Source organism: Microcoleus sp. N9_A1, assembly GCF_036701795.1.
Lineage (GTDB): Bacteria > Cyanobacteriota > Cyanobacteriia > Cyanobacteriales > Microcoleaceae > Microcoleus.
This window is the reverse complement of record NZ_JAUBRI010000038.1, coordinates 1,683-28,147: the sequence shown is the minus strand read 5'-3', so window position 1 is coordinate 28,147 and position 26,465 is coordinate 1,683. Positions and strand designations below refer to the sequence as shown.

26 protein-coding genes are annotated in these 26,465 nt (G+C 43.8%); 11 read left to right on the top strand and 15 right to left on the bottom strand.

Annotated elements, in window-relative coordinates; genetic code table 11:
- Positions 1 to 3 precede the first annotated feature (3 nt).
- The gene (locus tag QUA58_RS18115) at positions 4 to 1,278 is read right to left on the bottom strand and encodes a bifunctional oligoribonuclease/PAP phosphatase NrnA (RefSeq protein ID WP_333252078.1); all 1,275 of its coding nucleotides are present in this window, start codon (positions 1,276 to 1,278) and stop codon (positions 4 to 6) included.
- A 238-nt stretch (positions 1,279 to 1,516) separates the two neighbouring features.
- Entirely contained in the window at positions 1,517 to 2,014 is a 498-nt protein-coding gene (locus QUA58_RS18110; protein WP_190659271.1) for an HNH endonuclease, read from the bottom strand.
- 368 nt (positions 2,015 to 2,382) lie between these two features.
- Here QUA58_RS18110 and QUA58_RS18105 point away from each other — a divergent pair, with 368 nt between their 5' ends.
- Positions 2,383 to 2,847 carry a COP23 domain-containing protein gene (locus QUA58_RS18105; RefSeq protein WP_333395154.1) on the top strand — a complete coding sequence of 155 codons (465 nt, stop codon included), beginning with the start codon at positions 2,383 to 2,385 and terminating at the stop codon, positions 2,845 to 2,847.
- A gap of 72 nt (positions 2,848 to 2,919) precedes the next feature.
- Here the strand turns inward: QUA58_RS18105 and QUA58_RS18100 are convergent, their stop codons facing one another.
- Entirely contained in the window at positions 2,920 to 5,694 is a 2,775-nt protein-coding gene (locus tag QUA58_RS18100; RefSeq protein ID WP_333395153.1) for an AAA-like domain-containing protein, read from the bottom strand.
- Positions 5,695 to 5,841: 147 nt separating this feature from the next.
- Between QUA58_RS18100 and QUA58_RS18095 the strand changes: the two genes are divergently transcribed.
- On the top strand, positions 5,842 to 6,600 hold the full coding sequence (locus QUA58_RS18095) for a 5-formyltetrahydrofolate cyclo-ligase (protein ID WP_333395152.1): 759 nt from the start codon (positions 5,842 to 5,844) through the stop codon (positions 6,598 to 6,600).
- 459 nt (positions 6,601 to 7,059) lie between these two features.
- Here QUA58_RS18095 and QUA58_RS18090 read toward each other — a convergent pair whose 3' ends face one another.
- Entirely contained in the window at positions 7,060 to 8,010 is a 951-nt protein-coding gene (locus QUA58_RS18090; protein ID WP_333395151.1) for a phytanoyl-CoA dioxygenase family protein, read from the bottom strand.
- A 117-nt stretch (positions 8,011 to 8,127) separates the two neighbouring features.
- Entirely contained in the window at positions 8,128 to 9,993 is a 1,866-nt protein-coding gene (locus QUA58_RS18085; RefSeq protein ID WP_333395150.1) for an AAA-like domain-containing protein, read from the bottom strand.
- Between the two features lie 276 nt (positions 9,994 to 10,269).
- Between QUA58_RS18085 and QUA58_RS18080 the strand changes: the two genes are divergently transcribed.
- Both QUA58_RS18080 and QUA58_RS18075 read left to right on the top strand, forming a co-directional pair.
- Positions 10,270 to 10,443, top strand: a complete 174-nt coding sequence (locus QUA58_RS18080; RefSeq protein WP_333252073.1) for a hypothetical protein — start codon at positions 10,270 to 10,272, stop codon at positions 10,441 to 10,443.
- A gap of 44 nt (positions 10,444 to 10,487) precedes the next feature.
- Positions 10,488 to 10,820, top strand: coding sequence for a hypothetical protein (locus tag QUA58_RS18075; RefSeq protein WP_333252072.1), 333 nt, complete (start codon positions 10,488 to 10,490; stop codon positions 10,818 to 10,820).
- A gap of 244 nt (positions 10,821 to 11,064) precedes the next feature.
- Here the strand turns inward: QUA58_RS18075 and QUA58_RS18070 are convergent, their stop codons facing one another.
- Positions 11,065 to 11,241, bottom strand: a complete 177-nt coding sequence (locus tag QUA58_RS18070; protein WP_333252071.1) for a hypothetical protein — start codon at positions 11,239 to 11,241, stop codon at positions 11,065 to 11,067.
- Between QUA58_RS18070 and QUA58_RS18065 the strand changes: the two genes are divergently transcribed.
- Positions 11,240 to 12,571 carry a serine hydrolase gene (locus QUA58_RS18065; protein ID WP_333252070.1) on the top strand — a complete coding sequence of 444 codons (1,332 nt, stop codon included), beginning with the start codon at positions 11,240 to 11,242 and terminating at the stop codon, positions 12,569 to 12,571. The two genes, QUA58_RS18070 and QUA58_RS18065, sit on opposite strands and share 2 nt — an antisense overlap.
- Positions 12,572 to 12,781: 210 nt before the next feature.
- Here QUA58_RS18065 and QUA58_RS18060 read toward each other — a convergent pair whose 3' ends face one another.
- A complete protein-coding gene (locus QUA58_RS18060) occupies positions 12,782 to 13,153 on the bottom strand; it encodes a DUF4342 domain-containing protein (RefSeq protein ID WP_333395149.1) in 372 nt (123 codons plus the stop codon).
- Positions 13,154 to 13,427: 274 nt separating this feature from the next.
- On the bottom strand, positions 13,428 to 13,586 hold the full coding sequence (locus QUA58_RS18055; protein ID WP_333395148.1) for a hypothetical protein: 159 nt from the start codon (positions 13,584 to 13,586) through the stop codon (positions 13,428 to 13,430).
- 219 nt (positions 13,587 to 13,805) lie between these two features.
- On the opposite strand from QUA58_RS18055, the gene QUA58_RS18050 reads away from it, so the two are divergent.
- On the top strand, positions 13,806 to 14,003 hold the full coding sequence (locus QUA58_RS18050) for an XRE family transcriptional regulator (RefSeq protein ID WP_333395147.1): 198 nt from the start codon (positions 13,806 to 13,808) through the stop codon (positions 14,001 to 14,003).
- 50 nt (positions 14,004 to 14,053) lie between these two features.
- Here the strand turns inward: QUA58_RS18050 and QUA58_RS18045 are convergent, their stop codons facing one another.
- The 7 genes from QUA58_RS18045 to QUA58_RS18015 all read right to left on the bottom strand — a co-directional run bounded on the left by QUA58_RS18045 (position 14,054) and on the right by QUA58_RS18015 (position 19,697).
- Positions 14,054 to 14,716: an MAE_28990/MAE_18760 family HEPN-like nuclease gene (locus QUA58_RS18045; RefSeq protein WP_333395171.1), complete on the bottom strand. Its 663-nt coding sequence runs from the start codon at positions 14,714 to 14,716 to the stop codon at positions 14,054 to 14,056.
- Positions 14,717 to 14,818: 102 nt separating this feature from the next.
- The gene (locus QUA58_RS18040) at positions 14,819 to 15,376 is read right to left on the bottom strand and encodes a DUF262 domain-containing protein (protein WP_333395146.1); all 558 of its coding nucleotides are present in this window, start codon (positions 15,374 to 15,376) and stop codon (positions 14,819 to 14,821) included.
- A 138-nt stretch (positions 15,377 to 15,514) separates the two neighbouring features.
- On the bottom strand, positions 15,515 to 15,862 hold the full coding sequence (locus QUA58_RS18035) for a DUF5615 family PIN-like protein (RefSeq protein WP_096830237.1): 348 nt from the start codon (positions 15,860 to 15,862) through the stop codon (positions 15,515 to 15,517).
- On the bottom strand, positions 15,852 to 16,235 hold the full coding sequence (locus QUA58_RS18030; protein ID WP_096830236.1) for a hypothetical protein: 384 nt from the start codon (positions 16,233 to 16,235) through the stop codon (positions 15,852 to 15,854). The genes QUA58_RS18035 and QUA58_RS18030 overlap by 11 nt, the downstream gene beginning before the upstream one ends.
- Positions 16,236 to 16,297: 62 nt before the next feature.
- Positions 16,298 to 16,633 (bottom strand): hypothetical protein, encoded by a 336-nt coding sequence (locus QUA58_RS18025; protein ID WP_333395145.1) that lies wholly within the window; start codon positions 16,631 to 16,633, stop codon positions 16,298 to 16,300.
- 8 nt (positions 16,634 to 16,641) lie between these two features.
- Positions 16,642 to 17,025, bottom strand: coding sequence for a hypothetical protein (locus QUA58_RS18020; RefSeq protein WP_333395144.1), 384 nt, complete (start codon positions 17,023 to 17,025; stop codon positions 16,642 to 16,644).
- 68 nt (positions 17,026 to 17,093) lie between these two features.
- Positions 17,094 to 19,697: a DEAD/DEAH box helicase family protein gene (locus QUA58_RS18015; protein WP_333395143.1), complete on the bottom strand. Its 2,604-nt coding sequence runs from the start codon at positions 19,695 to 19,697 to the stop codon at positions 17,094 to 17,096.
- 366 nt (positions 19,698 to 20,063) lie between these two features.
- Here QUA58_RS18015 and QUA58_RS18010 point away from each other — a divergent pair, with 366 nt between their 5' ends.
- The 5 genes from QUA58_RS18010 to QUA58_RS17990 all read left to right on the top strand — a co-directional run bounded on the left by QUA58_RS18010 (position 20,064) and on the right by QUA58_RS17990 (position 26,134).
- Entirely contained in the window at positions 20,064 to 21,986 is a 1,923-nt protein-coding gene (locus tag QUA58_RS18010) for an ABC-F family ATP-binding cassette domain-containing protein (RefSeq protein ID WP_333395142.1), read from the top strand.
- A 77-nt stretch (positions 21,987 to 22,063) separates the two neighbouring features.
- Positions 22,064 to 23,182: an AAA family ATPase gene (locus QUA58_RS18005; protein WP_333395141.1), complete on the top strand. Its 1,119-nt coding sequence runs from the start codon at positions 22,064 to 22,066 to the stop codon at positions 23,180 to 23,182.
- Positions 23,169 to 23,726: a hypothetical protein gene (locus QUA58_RS18000; protein ID WP_333395140.1), complete on the top strand. Its 558-nt coding sequence runs from the start codon at positions 23,169 to 23,171 to the stop codon at positions 23,724 to 23,726. The genes QUA58_RS18005 and QUA58_RS18000 overlap by 14 nt, the downstream gene beginning before the upstream one ends.
- Before the next feature lie 452 nt (positions 23,727 to 24,178).
- On the top strand, positions 24,179 to 25,393 hold the full coding sequence (locus tag QUA58_RS17995; RefSeq protein WP_333252059.1) for a hypothetical protein: 1,215 nt from the start codon (positions 24,179 to 24,181) through the stop codon (positions 25,391 to 25,393).
- 165 nt (positions 25,394 to 25,558) lie between these two features.
- Complete coding sequence (locus QUA58_RS17990) at positions 25,559 to 26,134, top strand: TIGR04376 family protein (protein WP_333252058.1); 576 nt, start codon at positions 25,559 to 25,561, stop codon at positions 26,132 to 26,134.
- Positions 26,135 to 26,465 lie beyond the last annotated feature (331 nt).

Sequence of the window (26,465 nt, the reverse complement as noted above, 5' to 3'; positions counted from 1 at the left end):
GAGTTAATGATCGTAAACAGGATTGTCTTTAGGACTAATTAAATTCAGCAATTTTTGCTTAATCTGAGCATCGAATACTTCCCATTTGTGCTTTGCATAATCGCTATTCTCATTCCCGCCGGAAAGAAATCCCACCGGTATTTCAAAACCTCCAGCTTGACTTCTGCCGCCGCCAAAAAAGCGTCCTTGAGCATCTTGACCGAAGGCTTCTTTGATAAATTCGTCGGGGTCGAGAGTAAGTTTATTAGTTCGCAGCGAGCCAATTACTACTTCAATTTCTTCGTCTTTGTCGTGAACAATTGCGTAGACAACTGCTGTGTGTACGTTCTCCTCTGTGACTAAAAAGTCCGCTGCTTGGGGAATAGAATCCCGATCGTCATAGCGGAGGTAGCCGATGCCGGCGATCGAAAAATTGTTCTGGACGGTCCGGTGTTTGAGCGCTCGCTCGATCGCATCCATCACCCACTTAGAACGAGACGACTGCAACACCGCATTCAACAACTGCGGGTCATAAAATCGGCTCAAATAAGCCGCAGCTAAAAAGTCCTCTTCCTGAGCTTGTCTGAGGGCGATCGTATCCGATCGCAAACCGTGCATCAAAGCTGTAGCGCACTTGATGTGCAGACTGACGCTGGCGTCGAAAGCTAAAAGTCCAGCCTGTAAATACTCGGAAAAAATCGTGGCTGTAGCGCGGATTTGAGGGCGCAAATCAATAAATTCTGCCTTCATTTCCCCTTGTAAATTGTGGTGGTCGATGACGGCGGCGATCGGAACTCCTGCCGCTAAAATAAACTCGGTTAAGTTACAAGTCGTCCCTTGGTTGTCGATGAAAGCACAGCCCTGATAAACCGACAAATCTTTAGTTTTGACTGTTTCCAGCGTCCACCGCTGCAACGGCAACCCTGTCAATTTAACTAAGGCAATGTTTTCTTGGTGGCTGAGGGCGCCGGCGTAGATAATCTCGCATTGGATATCATACTGTTCGGCGATTAATTTGTAAGCCCAAGCGCTGGAAAGTGCGTCGGGATCGGGAAAGTCTTGCAATAATATTAACTGGCGATTACCTTTGTGCCGATCGAACATCTGGCGCAATTGCTCGACTTTGCGATCGTGCAATTCCTCGCGGGGACGGCCGCGATTCTCTTCGGAAGCAACTTCGGCTTTGCTGCGCCGTTTCCCTGGCGCACTCACTCCGGGTACAACCTCGCTGCTGGCCTCAAGTTCACCTTCGCGGTTGCCGGATGTTTCATCGGAATTGTTAGGGGGATGGTCTTTCATCGTTGAAAATTAACTATTTAACTATTTCAGGATTTGCGCGACATTCGATCTTAAACCCGGTTTCTTTGTAGATGCCTGTTTGTCAAAGCCCATACTTTTTACGAGAAACCGGATTTAAGAGCGTAAATTCTCTCTTTAACTTTTTACCTCATGCAGAGAGTGTGCGTTGCGAGGAAGGAAGCAATCTCAGGACTCAGAACTTCGGCAAAAAACCCCCGCGCTTGCGCTGACAGGGGTTTTAAAGGCCTATTACATATTTTTGCCATTCTTTGTGCATACCGCTCTTAACGTGTTTAGTGACTTCAAAATAAAGACCGCTGTGAGGTTTCCTCGGCGGATAGCGCAGCGGCATTCCCGCTTCTTTTGGCGTGCGGCTGCCTTTATTGACATTGCAGCGCACGCAGGCGGTGACGAGGTTTTCCCAACTGTCGCCTCCTCCGCGCGATCGGGGAATTACATGATCGAGGGTTAAATCGTCCCCCGTATAACTGCAGTATTGACAAGAGTGTGCATCCCGGTGCAAGATGTTCCGGCGGGTAAGCGGAATATCCTTATAGGGAACTCGGACATAATGCCGCAGTCGGATCACAGTTGGTAGCGGGAAGTTTGGCGCAATAAATTTCCCATTGTGTTCTACCTGTTCTGCTTTTCCTTTCAGCAACAAAACTACCGCCCTTCGCCAATTGGTGATGTTAAGGGGTTCGTAGGAGGCGTTCAGCACCAGAACATTGCCCATTGTTGATTATTAAAGAGAATATTTTTTTCGATGTTAACACAGGTTCCACTTTAGGTGGGACGACATCAGGAACAGCGAGGCGATCGCAAAAAACGGTGCAAAACCACTCCTTCACCCTATACCTTCGCGCCTGCGCCCCCTGTGGCTGCACCTATTTTCTGCCTTTTGGTGTTTGTCAGCGAGCTTTTTTCCCTGAGTTTTGGTATAGATGAGTCCAGTGTGTGCGATCCTCTCCGAGGGCTTCGCTAACGGCAAAAATTTTCAGAATAAATTTTATTTTTTTCTCTAAATGCCTAATCTTCCCGGCAACAAACAGTTTAACTTTTTAGACTATTAGTAACCTTAAATGAAAAAGCTTATTACTGCTCATGAAATTTCGGCTCTTAAAGTCAGCTTTTAGCGCGTCAATTATTGCCCTGGCTGCTCCGATTTTAGCAAACAGTCCAGCCTTTGCCCAAGCGCCTTCATTCTTCTGTGGCGCTGCTGGCGGCCGCCCCGCTACAATTGCTGTCCAACAAGGCAAAAATATTCCCGTTATTTTGTGGCTAGCTGATAACTATTTCAATGAATCAGGAGAAGATGCCATTACTCGGTGTACCAGAGTCTCAGGAATTCTCAACAACTCGCAACCGCAAGGAAGCTGGGATAATATTGTCACAGCAGGTGCATCGACCAGCGGCCAACTAATTATTTGTGCAGCTAATCCTCAAGACGGTTCCTGTAGATTATTATATCAAGTACCCAAAGGTCAAAATCCCGAACAAGCCCGGCAAGAGCTCTTAAAAAGAGTTACAAATCCTAATGTAAGTGTTTCCCCTGTTAAAGTAAATTGATAGTTATAACTCATTAGCTACGGGTAGGACATGGCAATGCTGTGTCCTACGTGCTAAAGTCATGTATCCACCCTACTTGCAGATAGTTGAAACTCTGGTAAAATACTTCGGTTGAGTGGTGAAAAAATTGCAGCTTTGCTTCAGCAGTTCTTCTAACCCTTCAACCTGCCTCAGCCAGACAGTGCCGTTGCTTCCAGCTACAGCAATTTGCTTTCCGTCTCGACTCCAACCGACACTAACAACATTCTCCTCGAACTCAAATTGAGCAACCTGCCGCCCCGCTAAATTCCACAGCCGTACAGTCTTGTCAATTCCCACTGTAGCAAGCCGTTCTCCGTCGGGACTAAAACTAATTGATTTCGCATCTAAATGCAAGGTTTGAAATTCATTCACTAATTCTTTTTTTGACAAATTCCACAGCCCGACTTTGCCGTTCAATGTTACTGTAGCAAAGCGAGGCTGCTGTTGATCTGGACTGAAACTAATCCCAATTGCCTGAACCGGCAATGTTTTTTTCAGTTGTCCCGACAAATTCCAAATTCGCACTGTAGATTTGCCGTCTAAAGTCGTTAAAAAATCGCCCCGCGGGCTAAAATTCACGCTTCTCACTAAGCCGTTGTGACCGGGAAGTTTCACGCTCGATGATATTAACTTTGGCAGTTTTGACAACTTCCAAATTGCAGCATAGCTGTCTATCCCTGCCGCCGCTAATAACTTTCCTTCGGGACTAAAACTGATGCTGGTAACAGAGCCTTGAATTCCTTTCAAAGTAGAAATACTTTTACCTGATAAATTCCATATTTTAACAGTGCTATCCCTTCCGGCAGTCGCTAAAAATTTACCGTCTGGGCTAAAATTTACCATATTAACTGACTGCTGTAAAGCTTTCCATTCAGCAATTTTTTGCCCGGAAAAGTTCCACATCCTAACTTTATCGTCTATTCCTGCGGTTGCTAAAATTTGCCTATTTGGGCTAAAAGTGACGCTGGTAACTGCACCTTTATGAGCTTGCAACTTTATCTTTCTTTGTGGAATTAATGAGCCTTTGACCTGCTGTGTTTCACTAATTTTATCGAGAATTATTTGTAAGGCTAACAGCGGTCTAGTTGCTGGGTATTGTTCTAGCTTGTGTTTGTTTTTAACCAAGGTTTTTAATTTTTTCCCCGAGGCGATCGCCCTCAGTAAAGCTTCTGATAAAGCTTCGCTATTTTCGGTCTTTTGAGAGACAGCCAACAATAAAGCATCGCTGGCATTTTGTTCGATTTCAATACTTGCTTGTGCTAGTTTAAACCGCTGGTAAGCGAGAGTTGAAAAGCCGATCGCCCCCACTAACGATGCTGCCAGTACCGCAGAACCGATGCCGATCCACTGTTTGGCTTTTTGTTTGGCAGATTTAGCTTCCATCAAAGCTTTTTCGGCATCGCAGACAGCTTTTTTGGTTTCTAGTGTAGCTGAGCGCAGCAGTTGATTTTGGTCGCTTAAAATAACTTTCTGGCTAGCAGTCAAAAATTGAAAATCTTCGTTTCTCAAACTTTTTCCGGCCGCCCAAACTAATGCTGACTGCAAATCATCCCCTCGCAACAGTTGGGAATCATCTTCACAGCTAGAATTTAGCCATAGTTTGATCGCTTCCGAGTAAGGGGAGAGTTTTTCTAATTTTTCTTCAATTAATTTTTTGTTAAATACAGCTTGATAAATAGGATTAGAAATTGTTAATTTTTCCCCGCGCTTAACGATTAATCCGCTTAATCGCAACTCCATTTGTTCGGCACTACCATCGGGGACAATTTCAGTTTGTTCTAAAATTTGCTGATACAATCCCAGTCTCCTGACAATGCGCTGGTTTTCTTTGAAAAGCCGATCGCGAATTGTGGACAAATGTTCTGGGACATCCTGAGATTCCCAATTCTCCACTATTTTCAAGCGCACTACCTTTTCAACCCACTCTTTAGAAGAGTTAATTTTATCTTTTTCCCCCTCTTGGCAACGGGCGGCTGCATCTTCCTCCCCCCCTTGGCAAGGGGGGGCTGGGGGGGGTAAATTCGGCATTAATTGTGGGTTTTCCAGCAGGAGTTTGCACAGCTTTTGAGTCAAAAAAGGCTGCCCGCCAGTCCAATACAAAACCTCTCTCAAAACTTCATGAGAGCTGTCTGTCAGCTCTGCCAACCCCGCTGCTAGCGGTTGAGCTTCTGTTTCGTCAAAACCAGTTAATTCGATCGCCTTGCCAATATTAAAAGGGGTATTGCTGCTGGCATTTTGCTCGCGGCACAAATCCGTCGGCGATGCTACACCTAAGAGGGCCCAAGTTAGGCGATCGAACTCTGAATGGTTGGCGCGTTTGTTGTAGCACGATCGAATTAGGGCTAAAAAATCGTCGGCGGGAAAATCTAGGGCGAGAATGCTGTCGATTTCGTCAATAAAAATGACAATATTGCTGGAAATGTTGGGTAAAAGGACGGTTTCGATGAATTCGCTCAATCTTTGAACCGGAGTTAAAAAATTGCGATCGCGCCACCAAGTCCGCACGTTGACAATATCGGACAGGTTAAAGTTATTTTCGAGAATGCGGAGTAACCCAGCATACCACTGTTCGGGAGTCACGCCGCGGTTGCCAATTTCCGAAATGTCGATCGCAGCACAAGCAATTCCCTCATTTCTCAGCCGCTGAATTGTCCGCACCTGCAAGCTAGATTTGCCCATTTGCCGGGAATTCAAAACATAGCAAAATTCCCCCGCCTTCAATCCGTTATAAAGATCGTCGTCGGCTTGCCGCTTCACATAATTCGGAGCGTTATTTGTGAGACTGCCGCCGACTTGATAATAACTGGGTTTCGTGGTAAAATTCATAGGATAAAATGGTAAAATCAAAAAAATATATTGGGGTCATTCGGCGGTTGAAACCGCTACTACACAAACAAAGTCCGCCTTCGCGGACTGAAGAAATGAGGCGTATTAAAGGAAACTTTTGTATGATACATTGTACCACAATACAACATGAAAACTGATTGGACTGGATATAACGACGACAAAGACAAGTTAAGAGCTGAAATTTGGTCTTTGCTGAAGCAGCAAGCCGCATCTATTGGTGATCCGTTCGGTCATATTCCCAACTTTGTCGGTGCACACTTGGCTGCCGAAAGATTGGCAACTTTACCAATATGGCAAAAAGCAAAAACGATTAAGTGCAATCCAGATTCGGCACAAATTCCGGTGCGGATGCAAGCTTTGCAAGATGGAAAAGGCCTGTATATGGCAGTACCGCGATTGACAGACGATCGCTGTTTTGTAGAGTTAACTGCTGCGGATTTGCAGAGACAAAATGTATCTATTGCCGAAAGTGCGATCGCTCGCAAAGCACTCACTTGCGGAAAATTGGTAAGTTTTGCAGAAATGGAGCCGATCGATTTAGTAATAGTCGGCTGCGTAGCAGCAGGGCCCGGCGGTGGAAGAACCGGGAAAGGTGCAGGTTTTGCCGATTTGGAATTGGCTATGTTGCAGGAATTCGGCTTAGTACAACTCGATACGCCAATTGTAACAACAGTACATCCTTTGCAAATAGTCGAAGATTTGCGTTTACCAATGCAAGCTCACGATTGGGCGCTGAATTGGATTGTTACTGCTGAGGAGGTGATTGAGACTAATACAAGTTATCCGCGTCCAATTGGCTTAAACTGGGATAGTATACGGCCGGAACAGTTGGAACAAATTCCAATTTTGCGAAAGTTGAGACAGCAATTAACCAATAACCAATAGCTTTCAATCAAAATCAAGGCAAAAGAGCATCTACAGCGATCGCCCCAATTTCTCTTCCTTCAATAATAATCGGTATGGGCTAGTTGATTATTGTCTTATTTTACTGTTTATTTAACGAACCGCGAAGGCGCGAAGGACGCAAAGTAAGAAGGAAGAAGAAGAGGAAGCAGGTAATTTCATAATATATCTACTTTGTGGTGAACACGCGCCATGCAATGAAAGCAGTAAAACCTAGATAACCAAACACGGTTATCCAATCTAGCCAATTATCGGAAGTTATCAAAAAAATATCGTTCATGGGTATCATTCACCTGATTATTAATTACATAAATTATACCAAATCCAGGTTAGTTATCCCCATCTCTCTCTTCTGGAGACTCTGCGTACTCTGCGTCCTCTGCGGTTAAATCATTCCGATGGAACCGCTATTGAGATGACGGGCTTTTTGGGGAAATTATATTAAGTTTTTTTCAGACTTGCCGTATGCTTCCTCAATAAATATAACAGTGCTTCCGCCTGTGGGGATGGCTGTAAACTGGCGTAATAATAGCGATACAAACCTCTGCAAATCAGAGATAAGCGCGTTGGGAAATCAAGGACTGAGGGGATATCGACAATCACATCATCAACTGGTGGAATATCCCCTCGCTGACAATATACGGCATAGCTAATTCGAGGCGATTTAGCCCGACTGCTGCTGTGGCTTCCCCAGTGAAAAACGTATTGATTCCAGCACGATAGAGTACCAGCTTGTGTCGGTAAAGCCCGGATATCTTCCAAGGCAAATTTAGTAGCTTTTGTCTTGAGATTTTTGATGGCTTCAGCATACTCTGGATCGCGGTTTGCCGGAATCATGTACATACATGAATTGAGGGGATTGGCCTCAGTAATTGTCACCCAGAGAGTAAGCACTGTCGGCATACCGTTGGAGTCTATAGTATTTTCGTACTCGGCGTCGCGGTGAGGATCAAATCCTTTGCCGCTGTCAGAAGTTTCTATGTAATAAACCCAAAAATTGGGAACTAGCTTGTAGCCGTTTCCCAAAATTCCTGTCAATGTTGAGTTAAAGTAACCAAATGCTTGATAGAAGACATCGTAGACGAGGGCAAACATTGTCGGAAACCCTGCTTTTCGGACATTTTCTATACAGTCGCGCATCTCCTGAATAGTAGCAGCAGGTATGACGCTAGGTGTTTGGAAATAGCCTTCTTCTCGCAGTTGCAGCCTGTACTCGTCAATTTCTGCTTTTTGGATTCCCGACACTTCTGAAAAGCCTTCAAATGGTCGATCGGAAATAGTTAAATTGGGGTTGAGATTGCGCCAGTAGTTAATATCTTCTGCTTGTGGCAGAAGTGGAATTAATTTATCTAAGTCAAGAGACTTTCTCAGAGTGACGTTTTCTTCAATCATCGATCCTATTTTACGTTGATACTGCACAAGGGAAAGCCGGAGCGATCTTTTGCGATATTTGTGCTGAGCTTTCCCCCTACTGCTGATTCTACGTCATTAACGAGCTAAAATCTCCAATTAATTAACTCCCCAATTAGTTTTAAAATATTGCCGGTACAGTTCGCACCTCGGCACGCACTCATTTCCCTGCAATTTCACCAACCCCAAACTATCTAATTTAAACGCCTGCATCGCCTTTAATTGCACCGGAGAATCCGCCGCCACAATCTCTCTCATCCCCTGCGCTAACTCTGGATATTCTTCTAAATTCCACAATTGGCGGCGCAAATGGTCGCTGTAAATTCCCGCATCTGCGATCGCAGTTTCTTTTAATTCATCTAGGGTCAAATCCGATCGCGAAATGTGATATAATGCAACTCGCACTAAATACGGATGCCCGCCGACAATTGCCATCAATTTTTCTATTTCTGCCTCCGACCAATTCAAGTTATGGCGCGCTGCTAAATCTTGTATTTGCGGAGAGTTGAATTCGGGCAAATCTACGGGCAGTCCGACGTTGAAAGGCGATTGATTGATGTTCATCGGGATGTAAACTTCGGTGGAGTGAACTACAATTAATCGCAGTTTTTTCCAGATGTCGCGCCGCTTCGATTCTTCGTGCCACGCCCGCAGCAGTCCTAAAAAGTCTTCGGCAATGTCGGGATATTGGAAAACGCGATCGATCTCGTCTAATCCTAAAATTAAAGGACTGTCGATTTGCGGTAAAATGTATTTTTCAAAGTAATCTTTGCAGTTGACTTTGCTGCCAAAAATCTCGTCCCAATAATCGTCTAATTGATTGGGTAAGTGCAACTCGCGGCCGACGTAAGCGCAAAACCACTTTAAGAATTTATCTAAGTTGGCAAATACGGCTTTATCTACTAACTGAAAAGTTAGTGGCACGGTGCAATAGCCTTGACGAGCTCCGTGATGCAAAATTCTTGCCATCAAGGAAGTTTTGCCCATTTGTCTTGGTGCTTTAATCCTAATTAACGCGCTGGGCTGCACAATAGTTTGATAGCAGCGTTCTTCGATGGGCTGGCGTTCTACATAAAATTGAGAAGCGACATCGACTTGTCCTCCCGGCAATTCAGGTTCGGCGCCGGGTAGAGGTATTTCGTCGTTGCTAATTTCTAATAGCTGTTTTTGTGTTAAATCTTCTGTTTCTTCTATGACTGGTGCGGGAGTTTCTGCTAGCAAGTTCAGAACTTCTTCGATAATAATTGGAGTGTCTGCTGTAGCTTTCCATTCCCTCTGTTTGATGCGGTACAGATAGCCCCGCAAGTCGTGATTTAGAGGCGCATTCAGCGGAAAACCGACGCGGATGGGGAGAATTATTGGTTTCTTGTCAGGGCGGGAGTCTTGCAGTTCTTTTGCTTGCTGAACTTGATATGTTAGTAGTTCGCTTTGGTTTCCCGTTGGCGGCAACAGTAGCAGCAAATAATCGCATTCTTGGAGGAAGAAATTAATTCTATCGAACCAATTATCTCCCAATCTAATGTTATTTTCTGCTGTAAAAACTGTATGACCGATCGCGCTTAAGGCTATTTCTAACTGTTTTCCTAACTCGCGATCTGGTTCGGCGCTGCGATAACTGACAAATACTTTAACAATTCTGCTGCTGGTGGCTGTTTCTTCCGCTACCGGCGAATTGTCCAGCTCGTCTAAATTTTCCGGTTCCTCAAGTTTAGCCGATCGATGGTCGCTAGCAGCCAGAGTCATTTCAAAAGCCGCGAACAACTGGCGAATTTTACTCAAATCCGCACCTTCTCTACCCTGCTTAATTTTGCTGACTGTATCGATACCAACGCCAGACTCGGCCTCGATTTCAGTCAGAGTACCTTTAATGTTATATCGGTCAGACCATTCTTGGAGCGCCTCGTTAAGTTTCTTTAAGCCAGAGGCAGTGAGAATGCGACCGCGATCGCGTTTTGACTTGAGCACTTCGCTTGCAGTGAAAGGGGAACGAATCTAGAAATTTTAACGCCTTAAGTTCCTATTTTGGGGGATTTTAAGGAAGATAATCAGCCAGCCGGAATTTAAGGAATTTTACTTGGGGAGGTTTTTTTAGCGATCGACTCCTCAAACTCTGTCCTGATAACGGCTTCAACAGTTGAATATATTTTAGGATAAAAAGTTTTTCTTAACTCCCCAATCTCCGCCACTAATCACCACTTAACTTTTTAGAGTAGATACACCAAGCAAAAAAGGAGCAGCCAAATGAGCAAAATCTTACACAGACTGGCAATGGCCGCTTTGGGAACCGCCGCCATTTTTACAATTAATACACTTAATAATTTAACAGAAGCATCAGCCGCTGGTAAATTTGACCAACCAGAAATTTATCAAAACACAATTTTTCCACTTGGCGTACCGGGGCAGTCCCATAAATAGGGCAATTCATTGATTGATTGATTTAATTAAATTAAGGAGAAATTATGAAGTCTACACTGTGTTCGCCACAACCTATAGCTACCAAATCTGACTCGGTTGACGCTGATGCGATCGATGCCTGCACTGCACTTGCATGGGTTGAATTGGTAGCATTAGACGCCAGCGCTCTCACGGGGGACGATTGGCTGGCTTTGTGCGATGATATAGATGACGGGGAAATCTACCGCTGCTGGTTTTTGTGGCGCGATCGCGAAGTTAGCGGTAATTGGGAAGCTTACGATCCTTTGAGCGATCGCCGATTTGTTGCTAAAGGAAAAGTTTTTCTCAAAGCCGCGATCGACTCTTTTGAAGATGCTAGAAATCGAGAAGTCGCCTAACTTAAATTCATCTCAGGTGAATAAAATTTGTGCCTACAAAACAAGAATTTTGCCAAGAGAATCCGCCAGTGTACAAAGTTTTGTCTGCCTGCGCGAGACTGGAAGAAAAAGGGGTAATAGAACCAGATTTGAGATCAGTAGACCTCTTGCAAAAATCCTTTTCATCAATTGATGGGACGGGCTCTCCGGCCCATCCCACAAGAGTTATTTTTTCTTGTGGGATGGGCCGGAGAGCCCGTCCTAATTATTTTTGCAAGAGGTCTAGTGCCGGAAACGGAATACTCTCAAAGAAAAGAAAAAAAAATACGGCTGCGGGCAAGAGTTGACTGTATGATGCTAGGTGCTTCATCTCAAAAGCTGTTGATAAGGTTTTTCCAGCCGCTTTCTCGTTGCAGCCGTTAAACTCTTTCTCTTTAAACATGACTCCTAAACTGCGATGGCTGTTGCCGGCCGCCCTTAGTCTTTTCTCGATCGCCCTGCCCGCAAAAGCTGATACACTAACATCTTGGCACTTCGATCCCAAAGGCAACCAACTCAATTTAACCACAGATTCAGGAGTTCAGCCGGAAGTCAAACTAATCGCCAATCCCACCCGCTTAGTAATTGATTTACCGGGAATAGTCTTGGAGTATCCTGAAAGTCCTCAAAGCTACAACTCAGCTATCCAACAAATTAGAGTCGGACAGTTTGACACCGGAACTACCAGGTTAGTGATACAATTAACTCCCGGTTATAAGTTAGACCCCCAAAAAGTCCGAGTCATTAGAGAATCTGCCACGCGCTGGTCATTTCAGTTGCCAAATCCCGAGCAAATAGCCGGCAACGAGTCTTTTATACCCACAGCTATTACCCGCATAGAACAAGCAGCAGGTCAAGTTACGCCCACTGTTTCGCCGGGAAATCAGAGAAACTATTCGGCTGATTTGGGGCTGTCAACAGGCTCGGAAATGATAGCCATCAAGCCTCAAATCGAAAGTGCGATCGAACAGTATAGATCCCTGAGCGCCGGAATGTTTTTTCTGGATTTAGATACAGGAAACTATTTGGATATCAAGGGCGATCGAGTATTTCCGGCCGCGAGTACCATCAAGTTACCAATTCTGATTGCTTTTTATCAAGATGTAGACGCAGGCAAAGTTAGCCTAGACGAAACATTAGTTATGAAGTCCGACTTAGTTGCCAGCGGCTCTGGAACTATGCAAGACGAACCAGATGGAACTCGGTTTAGCATCAGAGAAACCGTAGATAAAATGATTACCATCAGCGACAATACAGCCACCAACATGATTATTGAACGTTTGGGGGGAATTGCTAAACTCAACGAGCGTTTTCGCAGTTGGGGATTAACTGATACGAGAATTCGCAATTGGTTGGGAGATTTTCAAGGAACAAATACAACAAGTTCTGTGGATATGGTAAAGCTGCTGGCGATGCTGTCTCGCGATAAATTAGTTTCTGAATCGAGTCGGGAACAAGCTTTAGAATTATTGCGGCACACAACAACTAGAACGCTGTTACCTTCGGGTTTAGGCCCCGGCGCAGTTATTGCTGACAAAACCGGAGATATCGGCTTTGTGGTTGGCGATGCGGGAATTATTGATATGCCCAACGGTAAGCGTTATTTAGCTGCAATCTTTGTTAAACGTCCTTACAATGACCCGATTGTCAGAGATTTTGTCCGTCGAATTTCGCGCATTGTTTACAATTATTTAGACCAACCTGCGGCGAGAGTACCGGATAATTTGCGTTGATCTGAGATGTTGCACCAATGTCAATCAGCCTTTTGAACGGGCTCTGGGGCCCCTTCCACAAGAAAATCTACTCTTTGTGGAACAGGCATCTTGCCTGTTCTTGAGAAGCAATATCTCAGGTTGATCAGACAATTCGGCGATTGAAATCGCTACTAAACAAACAAAGTCCGCCTTCGCGGACTTGAAGAGAAGATTTTTAATTACTAATGACTATTCTTTGCGCTCGATTGCTACAGTCAAATGAGCCGCAACTGCCCCCACTGTAGCAAGTACAGCAGCAATTGGAAAGACTACTGAGCCGGCAACGCCGCCTACCAATCCAGCCATCAGCGGAATGTCGGCCAAAGTCCGCCCTTGCGGGTTTTTGATGACAAGGCGGCGGAGTTTTCCTTGCTGAATTAGTTCTTTGACTTTACCAATTAGGCTGTCGCCACTAATCTTAAATTCTTCCACTCTGACTTTTTCCTCTGTTACAAATTCTGAGGCGAATACATGAGTTTCAACTGTTGGGTTGGCTGAATTTTCGGCCGCTGCTGTTTCGTCTTGTAGAATTGTTACTTGTTGTTCTAGTTGTGAGTTCATTTTGTGTAAGGGCGGGTGAAAACCAGCCGTTTAATTTCTATACTCTTATCTTCGGCGATCGCACTTGGGAATGACAGGCAAGGAAACCCTACAATTTGCATTCGTACTTTCCACCCCTGCTTTTTTACTCAAAACTTTATTTTTGTGGCGTTAAATCAGGGCGGGTTTATGTATTCCTAAAGATAGAGAAGATATTGTTCAAACAACCCATCTCCAGATACAAGTAAGGTGCGTACTGCCAGCTATGCCAAGGTGGCGGCTGTCTGTTGAATCTTTAAGTTGAACACCAAGCGGCGATCGCTTGCACTAACCAACCAAGCCCATCATTTTGCTTGTTGGGAAATTTTCTTTTTCTGTGACATTCGTCGTCTTCAAGTTCTGACAAAGCTTCAATACAATTAATCTTTAGCTCGTCCTCTGGCAAAATCTTCATGGCTTCGTGAGTAATGCCATATTCATCGCCGATCGTAATAGTGTGTCTTATGATCTAATAACTGTTCCCACGCCAAAGGAGGAGAAAAAAGAGCGAGGAAATTAAGGCGCGATCGAGTAGTGGCACTATTTTTGCGGATCTAGGGCTGCCAAATTCTTCATAATTATTGATTAAAGCGGAACTTTTCGCCAAATTAGTTCACTAACTACAGTACAAAAATTGACCCAGATTGAAGCAGCAAAACGCCTGGGAATCGATCGCTCTAAAATCACTGATTTGCTGCGTGGCAAACTATTTGAGTTTTCAAGCGATCGCCTATTCCGGTTCTTAAACGCGCTTGGTAGTGATGTGGAGATTCGGGTGATCGCAAAACCTGAATCTGATTCTCAGGCTAAGACAAGAGTGATTGTTATCTAGGTGCGATCTAGTGAGGGTTTGCAATTTGTTAGCCTACTCGCTACTGACGGCTATATTCTGTATTTCTTCTTCTCAATGTAATCATCAATATTATTTAGCAGATGAGTCAGATATTTAACCAATTTATTTTTGTCATCAACTAACTTGCTCCAAAGTATTTGACTCGAAGCATCAGAAAACGAAACATTTCCATGTGCCAAATCACATCGAATCTTAACCACAAAATTCAGAATGTCATCTATTTCTCTACTCGCAACTCCTAAATTTCCAAAGAAGCCATACATATCTATGAGTTCCTTGATAGTTTTAGCATCCAAATTTCCCGATATGGGAATATTAGATGGATCTAACAAAACCATCTCATCCTCCAAAACCGATTTAATTAATTCCTGAAGATTGTCAGCTACGTTATCCTTTTTGATATATGAGTCTCTGAAACTTTTACTTTTATCGTTCAGCAACCACAATCTCTTTATTTTCGGACTTAAATCTTTATAAGTTAATTGCTCGACTAAAATAACATCATGAATGGCAGTTATACCATTTCTAACAGAGGATTCGACAAGGTTGTATAATAGCAGGTAACAATGAGACTGCAAGATTTTTTTAATCTCGCTATCAACAATATATTCACCTGATGGGAAGATGATTGATTTAGAAGATAATGCACCAATTTGTTCAATTTTATCTACTAATTCAAAATATTTCTGGATTTATGCCACTCGCCTGTTAAAGTCTTTAATGAACTCTTTCATAGGCTTTGATTTAAAAGCTTATCCTTAGCACAGTCAATTCTTGGTTTCATACTCTCAGGGTTATGAGTTTGGTAGCAGACTATTAGAATTAGGAGCTAGATCGAGATTACTGGTGTTGATGCGATAGAAAATATCATTCCTTACTTTTTCATCAGCTTTGTCTGAGAGAATTATCATTCTAAGCGAAGTATATTTAAACTTTCTTTGGCGTGAGGGTGCAAGATCCTTAAAATAGGAACCATTTAGAGAATCTAATGTTTGGAGATTACTCAATTGCAACTGATTTGTCATGAAAGCTGCAAGAGTCCTCACCCTCTGAGAGCCATCCACAATTTCTAGTCTTCCAGTTTCATAGATTTCTACGACAATCATGGCAGGAATAGGAACACCAATAATAATGGATTCAATGAATCGAGATTGATGATTAATATCCCATCTCAAGTTTATTTGATATTCAGGGATATAAATCTCACTGAAATCATCGTCATCTTTTTCTAGGTATTTATCGACTATGAATTCGATGGTGTATTCTGTGGTATGGTAGTCAATCTTTTGCCTTATTTCGTCAATCTGCTCTTCGGCGATATTGATGATGTCTTGCCTAATTGCTTGAGACATAAGCACCTGCGTCTATAATAACAAGGACATAAAAAGATACTTCAACACAAGTTGGTATCTATATTATAGTACATTGGCAGGCATGGGCGATCGCGGTTTTCATTAAGCTTTCTTACTTTATAATAAATTTTTGGTAAATTAATAACTCCATTGATTGAGAACAACAAACTGATTTTTTAGGTCATACTCTGCTGTCTCTAAATTATCAATTGCCTTCACTATCGCCTGATAACTCATATTCTTAGAAGCTTCAGAATCTTGATAAACTGCCAAAATTCCTGAATGTTCTGGGTTCGCTTGATGTAATTCCTGAAAGTCATCACAATTGCGTGTCAGCACGACTCTCTCATTTTCTCTGGCAGCCTGTAACACGACTGAATCTGGACGATTCATTAAATCCAATGTATTAACTGTCGCTACATCGTGACCGGCTGCCTGAAGAAGATTAACTAAATACTTTGCTTGAGAATCTTCGTCAAGCAGCATTCGTAGGCTCAAGTTGGACTCCTTTTACTTCTAATCGATAGCGTTCCTCCTCTGCTTCTAATTTTAAAAGTTCTTGATTATTCTCACAGTAATCAATCACCTCATAGATAGCATCAAGTGGTAAATCCCAATTTTCGGATGCTTGTTCCGATGACATATGATTAGCAGTCATGTCTCGCCAAATAGTCGATGCCAGTAATTTATGTCCTTTAATATAAAGTTGTTTTCGCCAAGGATGAGGACGTGCAATTAAATATTGCCAATTCTCGATTTCTGGTGTAGTTTGGAGCGATTGAACGATCGCACTTAGCAGGGCAAGGCGATCGCTGACTGAGAGTTGACAAGCTTTTTCTTTAAGCTGTTGCAATGACATATAAAAATGCTCCAACAAAGGTTGGTATCTGAATTATAGTACAAATGTCGTTTTACTGACAACTACTCGTAGCGTAGCTTCTTAGATTTAATCACCTTACTTACATCATCGTGCTTTTGCCCCTCAATAATATCCTTGAGATGAATTTGTCCATTAATGTATTGAACGTGGATACGCCAGCCTGAGACTTTATCGATATCAGCACGATAAATTGCCTGCTTCACACCCTTTACTTTGTGCAGTCTCGTCTTTGGAAATTTTCTCGTTCTGTGACATTCGTTGTCTTCAAGTTCTGCCAAAGCTTCAAGAAAACAAATCTTTAGCTCGTCATCTGGCAAAATCTTCATCGCTTCGTGAATAATGCCATATTCATCGCAGAGCGTAATAGTCTGTGCCATAAATAAGCTTACGAGATTTGGGCAGTTTCTAGATTGTGGTGAAGCATATCTTGATATAAAGACTCTGCTACACCTTGATATGCTTTATATAGTTCATCGTCTTTGACTACTCGAAAAAGAGTAAAAATAACTTGCCCAAAAATTGGATCTTCGTCAACTGCCCAAATTACTGTTAATGTTCGAGAAACCTTTAGTGTGTACAGTGAAGATTCGTAACCATTAAGATTTGTCGGTAAGCTAAGGGGATGTAGCTTACGATAGACATCAGCTTTTTGAGTTGGGAAGAGGCTGGCGCAATCGTTAATTTTTTTAATCGCTGCTGCTTTTTCATCTTCACTCAACTTAGCAATATCTTTCTCAAATCCCCTTGTTGACTCAATTAAAACATCCACGTTACGAACCGCCAGTCTGATTAACTCTATTATAGCGCTGTTACGATTCAAGCTCTAATAGAAACTAATTACCCTGTCTGCTGAACTGGTAGATCTTTTAATTTTATCTTGAGGAGCCGATGTTTGATGTTTTGAAGCGATACACCTCTCTCACTATAAACTTGTAATGCTGTGACCTGTAAAGCTTCCTCTGTGCTACCACTGGCAAAAGCTCGGACTCGCTCAAGTGCTACTGAAGCATCATGAAACAACTTAATCACTTCATCATGGGAGATATAAGAAGTTTCATCAATATGAGGAATTGACAATCTGTGTATAGAAGTGCGTGGAGAAATTACAACAGTGAAGCACGGTACAAATGAGGGAATTAGCTGATCCGATCTCACTCGCTCTTCGTGCCTGCGTAATTGGGTAACTGTCTCTAGAGAAATTCCACTATCAGGGCTTTCGTTAGTTTTTGCCTCAAACACAAACGCACACCAGCTATCAAAAATCCATAGTCCATCAGGAGCACCGTCATCCGTCCACTGGTGAGTATTGGCACCCAGCATTTGTCCAAGTGAATTTAAACCACTCTCGAAGATTTTAGCCTCCTTATTTTCGATGTTGTTTTGAACCTTAGATACTTGCTTTGCATAGTTCCCGCCTACAATCTTCCACTTTTGTAGCAAACTGAAGATTCTTGAGAACCACTCTTGTGTAGGCAAAGTTTTATGAGTATTGTCTACATCCTGTCCTGAAAGCAGAGAACGCAATTTGTCAATCCAAGTAATATTTTGTGAAGTAGCTGAGGCTTTTTGTAAATTTGAAATAGCCACTAATTTAAAGCTATCATTCTTAGAGTGATACCAAGCTAAGAAGGCAGAAGTTGCAGCTTGATGATACCAGAAGGCTCGATAGGGTTTAAGGTCTTCTCCGCCTGCTAAAGATTCTAACACCTTAGTAGCCCAGTTTAGAGCATCTTCATGTTGTCCCTTCCATGAGGCGTAGACATGATCGAGTTCGTAAGGCATCGATTTCTTAAGAGCTTCTGCTGTAGAGTCTGGAATTTTTGAACAAGAATCACGCCGATTACGTATATCTTTTTCTGCTTCTTGCCAATCTGGTAAACGTTTCAAAAGCGTTTCCGCAAGTTCCACAAAGTCTGCTGTTTCATGGTCGTTAGAATTGTCTAGCCCAAACGCAATTTCGGCTTGAAGTTCAGGATGTATACCTTGAGTAAAAGAAGTAGTACAGCATCGCTGTGTCAACTTGTCTCCCAGCACTACTACTACCGAGTAATCACTCTCGTCGCGTGTACACCTACCCAATGCTTGAGTAATTCTGGTGCGAATGCGGTTATGTAGCTGAGAAGAAGCACCAAGCCCAGTTCGGATATACATTTCTTGTAGCCCTGAAGCTGATGGCTCTCCATCCAGGATCATGAATCTGCAATCATCACCTGGTAAATCAATTCCATCATAACGAGTAGCCAAAAGTAGTACAGATAGTTTTGGGCTTTTGGTAAATGCCTCCAAATTCTGTTCAATTTGACCAGACTTAATAAGTGTGTGTGACTTCGGCAACTTCTCCTCCCATCCCTCAAGTGTTTTGTTGTCCGGGACAAGGACAAGAGCACGGTCAACCTCCTTGAGCATTGCAATTGCCGTATCCATTGGTTTCTGATTACCCGATAGACATGGAAATAGAATTAGTCGTCTTCCTGTACTTCTTCTATGCCATTCTTCGGGTATTGGTAACCGAGCAATTTTTTTAACGCCGAATACTCTCTCTATATCTCCGTCCTCTCCTAACGTAGCTGACATATAGATACGTTGTTTTGCCTCTGAAAATGGTGGATGAGTTTGAGTAGGCGGAATTAGAGGGCGAATCTCAATATTCCTGGGAGATATGTAAAGTGAGCAAGCTTCGAGATGAGACGATAATAAGCCCCATGAATATTTTAGATCATCATATTCAGACGATACAAACCCTCCAATTATTTGAGCAATCTGATTGATATATCTATGAGAAGCAATCGTAGAAATCAAATCTACTGAATGTTCGTCAAACCGACTACTTCCACCTGTTTCAATTTTGTGCTTCATGTAGTCAGGAATGACTGACTCAAGTGCTCGATATATAGACATATACAGATTGTTATGCTTCGCACGACTAATAGAAAGTGTCCAGAGGTCGGCAATGTAGTTATCGGCTGCATGTGCGTCATCACAAATAATTACTTCAGGATTATTAATACGAGGATTAGTGTTAAATACTCCACTGTATGTAGTCAAAGCAATTGCTTTACCTTGCTGATATTCATAAAATAATACTGGATTATATTCGCTTTGAGAACCAACAAGTAAAGCAGTTTTTATGCCATATCGACGAGCTTGTTCGTTAACCTGAAAGCAAAGCTGCTTAGTTGGACATAAGAATACGATGCGCTCTTTAAAAGCTCGCCGACGATACTCGGCAATAAGAAGACCAACTAAAGTTTTGCCTGTACCTGTAGGTAACTCAATCGCTAAGTCCTTACTCTGAAGATGGTTCTGATAGTATCCTTCAAGAACTTTATCTTGGTGAGAATACAAATACTTTACCGATGGGTCACGCTCAAGATCCCGAAACATGAGTACAATAGACTCTGGTTTAGGGGCTTCGGATGTTGATGTGCGGAACTTAACCATTGAATTCCCTGTATTCAGTAATTTATAGACATTTTACCGCCTACGGTTTTTGTTTGTCAATCCCGGCTCCCGATCGCCATTCACCCAAAATCAACCCATAAAACCTGGTTTATTATACTGCTGCATCAGTACAATAACCTGTCTAGATGTCAAATACTGCAAATAGCTTCTTTATGTCTAACTCCGCTCCCTCTGATCCGCCATCAGCATCTCCTATTCTTAACATTTATTAAGATTTAGATACTCATAAAAATCCAGTTCGCCCTTGTCTTGAAGAAGTTTCATCGGAACGATAGATCATATCCATGCAACCGGAAGCGATCGAACTTGCGTTAAACTAAGTTAGGTAAACGATCTTATATACTCATGACTATTTTTACTCTGCGATCGATCAAAAAAGACTTCGGCATCAAGGAACTCTTGACAGATGCCAGCTTCAGCCTCGATGAAGGCGATAAAGTCGGACTCATCGGCACCAACGGTTCCGGGAAATCCACCCTGCTGAAAATGATTGCCGGTATGGAGTCGATCGACTCTGGCGATCGCTGGGTCAATCCAGGGTCTACAATTGTCTATCTCCCGCAACAGCCGGATTTAGACGAAAATCATACGGTTTTAGAGCAAGTATTTGCCGACAGCGGCGAACAAATGGCTTTAGTGCGCGAATACGAGGAAATTTCCGATCAATTGTCCCACGGCAAAGGCGATACAGACAAGTTGATGGCGCGTTTGTCTGCGGTGTCCGAACGCATTGATCAGGTGGATGCGTGGGATTTGGAAACCAAGGCGAAACTGATTTTGACTAAGTTGGGAATTGAGGATTTTGATGCAAAAATTGCCGATTTGTCCGGTGGCTACCGCAAGCGAATTGCTTTAGCAACGGCTTTACTTTCCGAGCCCGATGTGCTGTTGATGGATGAACCGACAAACCACTTGGATGCGCTGTCTGTCGAGTGGTTGCAGAACTATTTGAACGGCTATCGCGGTGCACTGCTGCTGATTACGCACGATCGCTATTTTCTCGATCGCGTTACCAATCGCATCCTGGAGATCGATCGCGGCGACCTTTACAATTATGCTGGCAATTACGCTTATTACTTGGAGAAAAAAGCCCTAGCTGAAGAATCCGCAGCCAGCACTCAGCGCAAATTTTCGGGAGTATTGCGGCGCGAGTTAGAATGGCTCAAAAAAGGGCCAAAGGCTCGCAGTACCAAGCAAAAAGCCCGGATCGATCGCATTAAAGATATGCGAGCAGAGGAATTCAAAACAGCCAACGGTAAAGTCGAAATTGCCACAGCGGGCCGCCGGATTGGTAAGAAGGTGATTGAGTTACTGAATATCAGTAAAGCTTACGACGATCGCACTTTAATTAAAGATTTTACCTACAATTTCACTCCCGAAGACCGGATTGGAATTATTGGCTGCAACGGTGCGGGAAAATCGACGCTGATGGATATCATCACCGGACGAATTCAGCCGGATTCGGGTACTGTCGAAATTGGCACAACCATTCATATCGGTTATTTTGACCAGCATTCAGAGGATTTGACACCGAATGAAGACCAGCGAGTTATTGAATACTTGAAAAGTGTGGCGGAGTTGGTGCAAACGGCGGACGGGGAAATCATTACCGCTTCTCAAATGTTGGAAAAGTTTCTGTTTCCGCCGAACCAACAGTATGCGCCGATTAACAAACTTTCGGGCGGGGAAAAGCGCCGATTATTTCTGTTGAAAGTGCTGATGAGCGCACCCAACGTGCTGATTTTGGACGAACCGACAAACGACTTGGACGTGCAAACTCTGGCGGTTTTGGAGGATTATCTCGAAGATTTTAACGGCTGCGTGATTGTGGTGTCGCACGATCGCTATTTTCTCGATCGCACGATCGACATGGTTTTCGCCTTGGAACCAGGAGGCAATTTGCGTTTGTATCCCGGCAATTACTCGGTGTATTTGGACTATAAAAAAGCCGAAGAAGCCAAGGAAGTGCAAGAACAAAAAGAAAAAGAAAAACTTGCACGCACCGCAGCATCTAACAACTCAAAACCCAAAGCTGTTACTTCAAAATCTACCAAAGTTTCGTTTAATGATAAGCGGGAATACGAGCAGTTAGAGACTAAAATTCCGCAGTTGGAAGCTGAGAAAGCAGAGATTGAGAAGATTTTGTCTAACAATGCTCCGAGCGGGTTTGCTGAGGTGAAGAAATTATCCGATCGTTTGGCGAAATTGACTCAAGAGATCGATCGGGCGACTGAGCGCTGGTTGGAATTGGCGGAACTGGTGAGTTAATTTTAGTTGTCTGAGTGTTGTGTTCAGCTCCTGTTAACAATGACAGGAGCTAGAGGAATTACAAGTGAAAAAAGCCCATGCTGAAACGAATATATATTAACAATTTTCGCTGTTTGGTAAACTTTGAACTGCATTTTGATGCAATTAATCTATTTCTCGGTGCTAACGGCTCGGGTAAATCAACAGTTTTTGAGGTGTTGCAGAAAATCCAAGCATTGGTTAGCGGCGACAGTAAGGTAGAAGGAATTTTCAAACCAGCGGACTGCACCCGCTGGCAAACCTCACAAATTCAGCGTTTCGAGCTAGAAATTCTCGGTAATGGCGGCTGCTACACATATCAATTACAAATCGATGACTATAGAGATAAATGTCGTGTTAGGTACGAGAGTCTGCTCTTTGATAACCAGCCTTTACTACAATTTGAATTCGGCGAAGTTCAACTCTATCGAGATGATTATTCACCGGGCCCGAAATACCAGTTTGACTGGTCGCAATCTATTCTGCCTTCATTAATGCCAAGAAACGACAACACGAAGTTAACTTGGTTTAGAGAACGGATGGCGCGATTTATCATCGTGCAAGTTGTTCCCAGCTTGATGGTCGATGAAAGCAGCCAAGAACAAATGCGTTTGACTCCTAAAATGGAAAATTTTGTTTCTTGGTATCGCTACTTATCTGAAGATCAAGGTAAAGTTGCGGAAATTGGCATAATTTTAAGAGAGGTTTTGGATGGATTCACAAATTTCAAGTTTGAGCGAGTCAGCGAAGATAATTTAGTGTTAAAACTGCGGTTTTCAGGAGAAACCGATAACAGCAAGCCAATTGAATATCGTCTCAGAGAATTGTCGGATGGACAAAAAACATTGGTGGCTTTATACGCGCTGATTTACGGCTGCAAATCTGAAGATTATACCTTGTGGATTGATGAACCGGAAAATTTTTTAGCATTGCCAAAAATTCAACCCTGGCTGATTGAGATTTATGACCTTTGTAGCGAAGGGAAACTTCAAGCATTACTAATTTCTCACCATCCTGAATTAATTAACTACCTTTTGGCTTCACCGATTGGCTATTGGTTTGAGCGTCAAAGCAATGCTGCTGTTCGAGTCAAACGAATTAGCAGTGAAGTAGCTGAAAATTCTGGATTGCCAGTTTCTGAACTAATTGCACGGGGATGGTTGAATGAGTCAGCGTAAAGTTCAGATTGTCATTCTCTGCGAGGACAGACAGCAGGAGGTTTTTGCGCGTTATTTTCTAAAAAAACGAGGTTTTACAGGTCTATTTCGGGCTAAAATTTGTCCGAAAGGTAGCCAATCAGGAGAACAATATGTACGCAGTCAGTATCCGGTGGAAGTGAAAGCTTATCGACAGAAGAAAAACCGGGTGTCGATTGGATTAGTCGTGTTAATTGATGCAGATACGGGTACCCTCGAAGCAAGACTCAATCAGTTAGCTAGTGTCCTTGATGAAAATGATCTGGAAAATAGGCGATCGAATGAAGCGATCGCGATTTTTGTTGCTAAGCGCAATATTGAGACTTGGATACACTATTTGCAGGGAGAAACCGTGAATGAGGAGACTGTTTATGCAAAATTTGAGAATAATGAGGCTGTTTGCAAAACCGCTGTTGAGGATTTAGCCGATCGATATTATTCTCAGAGCTTACCAGAAGATGCGCCGCGATCGCTTCAGGCAGCTTGTGAGGAATTACAGCGGTTGTTACCACTTGTGGATCCATGAGTTATGAAAAAATTTGGAATTTGTGATTATTTTTAACCAAACAGACCAACAAATTTAAAACTGGTAAAAGTCTGAAATTCTTTTCAACGCTGCAATGCAAGCGGACACAGCGGCAAAAACCCGCTTTTTTTGTGAGATCCTCAAGTAAAGCTTTGTGTCAAAAACTGTGAATGCCCGGAGGGTGGGGTTGACAAAAGCAGTAGAACGTGCATTAAAAGTCAGGGTAAGCGAGTAAGACTGGCAGCAGAAAGCAGGGGCGAAAAAAGCCCAAAAGTAAGTACAACAAAAGTCGATCGGGCAAAGTAAGTTGGCTGAACACTAAAAATATGGTGATGGGTGAGATACAATTGACCTGTTCTTAACCAAGAATTGGTTAACATCACAAGTATCCTGTAGAAGTCTGATAGTTGAGAATCTCAGGGTTGTCGAGGAGCGGGAGCAAACAGAAAACTATGCCTCAAAAAGTAATCGCCGAACAGATGTCTTTGGAATCAGCGTCAGAGCCGATCGCCGTGGTGGCGACAGTGGAAACAGTGCCAGCCGAAGCAGTGGCAGTAGAGTCCTACGCCGATCGGTTGATGGATGAACTGTTTGAAGGAGTCGATCGAGCATTCGACGGTAGCGGCGGACTGGCAGCCGAACCCGTGCAGCCAGAATTCGTGGCGCTCAAGTCGATCTCGGTACCTCAAATAGTTTTGTCGCAGTTGGCGCCCGCGCCGCAGCGAGGCGAAAAAGACGTAGAAGCGATCGCCCGCCAAGTCGCCCTAGAAACAACCAAAAAACAGCAGTCCAAACAATCATTCGACAGAATGCTGCTCGGAGCAGCATTTGGGTCGCTGCTGCTAGTCATGGGGTTGTGGCTCGCAAGCAGGTCGGGACTGGTGCGCTTGCCCGCCGCCCCCGCACCAGAGAAGCCGACAGCAAGTGGCAAAACAGCACCAGACACCCCGTTTGTCGAATATGTGCAGCGCTCCCTAGAAGCGATCGAACAAAAAAAAGCACCCCAAGCTAACCCCCAACTTGCAGGAGTTCCCGGAGCCCCCATCCCGGGGACGCTGCCGAGCATTCCAATTTCCGGCGCGCCGCCGGCAACCGCAGGTCTTTCGACAGCAGTCAACCGCATTGCTAATGCCCTCGAACAAGCTGCCTCGCAGCCAGGAGCACCAGCACCCCAAGTCGTAGTCATCCCTCCCCCCGCTCAGGTGACGGTGGCTCCGGCTCCTCCGACTCAGGTGACAGTGGCTCTTCCAGCCGTCGCAGGTTCCCCCTCGCCGGCAGATCCCGTCTCAGGTAGGGCGATCGCCGCGGCCGGGAATCGAAGTCCCGTCGCCGCTTCCCCTGCCACGTCGGAGTCTCCCCAGCCGAAGATTTTGGCTCGCGAAACCGAACCGGCACCAGCGCTCCCAGCTCAGCAATCCGCGCCCGCGCCCGAGCAATCCGCACCGGCCGTCAGCAGCGCCCCGACTTCCGCGCACACGTTGGTAGGGATTTTGGAGTTGGGCGATCGATCGGCTGCTTTGTTTGAAGTAGACGGCGTAGCCCGCAGAATTTATGTCGGCGAAAGCATCGGCGCTAGCGGTTGGACGCTGGCAGAAATCAAAAATCAAGAAGCAGTGATTCGCAAGGGAGGAGATGTGCGATCGGTTTTTGTCGGGCAGAAATTTTAATTAGTCAGTTGTTAGTTGTTAGTTGTCAGTTGTTAGTTGTTAGTTGTCAGTTGTTAGTTGTTAGTAGCTAATAAATTAATCACTGGGGAATCTCAAATGCGAAAAACTAACAACAAATAACAAATAACAAATAACAAATAACAAATAACATAGGAATAATAACAAATGGGCTTATTTGACGATTTCAGCCGCTTTCTAGAAACCAGATTAGAAGAATTTTTGCGTAGCAATCCCCATCTGGAATTGCAGGCAATAGAAGAACAACTGAAGGAACAAGAAGAAGACACTCTGCGGCTGATTCTCGATATCCAAAAACAAGAGAAACAACTGCAAGCCGAAATTCTCTCCGCCGCTCAAGAAATTCAGCGCTGGAACGATCGAATCAACAAAGCTAAAGCTGCTCAAAGGCTCGATTTAGCTCAAGCCGCCCAAGAGCGGCAAGCAGCTTTGCTGCGTCAGGGAAATCAGCGCTGGGGTCAAATGCAAGGCTGCAAAGAACGGATTGAAAAAGCAAAAGAACTGTACCGCCAAATTCAAGTACGGCGAAAAGAAGTCCGAGCAAAAGCGGCAGAAGCTGCAACTCGAACTACCACTAAAACAGAGCAGAATTGGGATACAAAGGGTTGGAATCAGAGCTCAACTTATAGAAGTTTTACGGCTGCAGACCCTTTAGAAGAAAAGTTTCAACGCTGGGAAGCAGACGAAGAACTCGATCAAATGAAGCGGAATATAGGCCGATAGTTACCGGGAATTTGGGTAAAAGCCCCCTCCTTTTAGGACTGCTTTAATTAATCCCGCTTGATGATGGAAGTCCCTTAATATAGTCGTCAATCAACTCAGAAACAGGAACTCCCTTTTCGTCAGCCATTTTGGTAATCTTCTCTTTCAATTGTTTGGTTGTTCTAACATTTATTCTCTCAGTTTTCATGGCACGTTATCCCATTGGGATATATAATATAGCCTTTCTCAGAAAGATGAGGTACCATCCGGGCTATGGCTATGGCTATGGCTATGGCTATGGCTATGGCTATGGCTATGGCTATGGCTATGGCTATGGCTATGGCTATGGCTA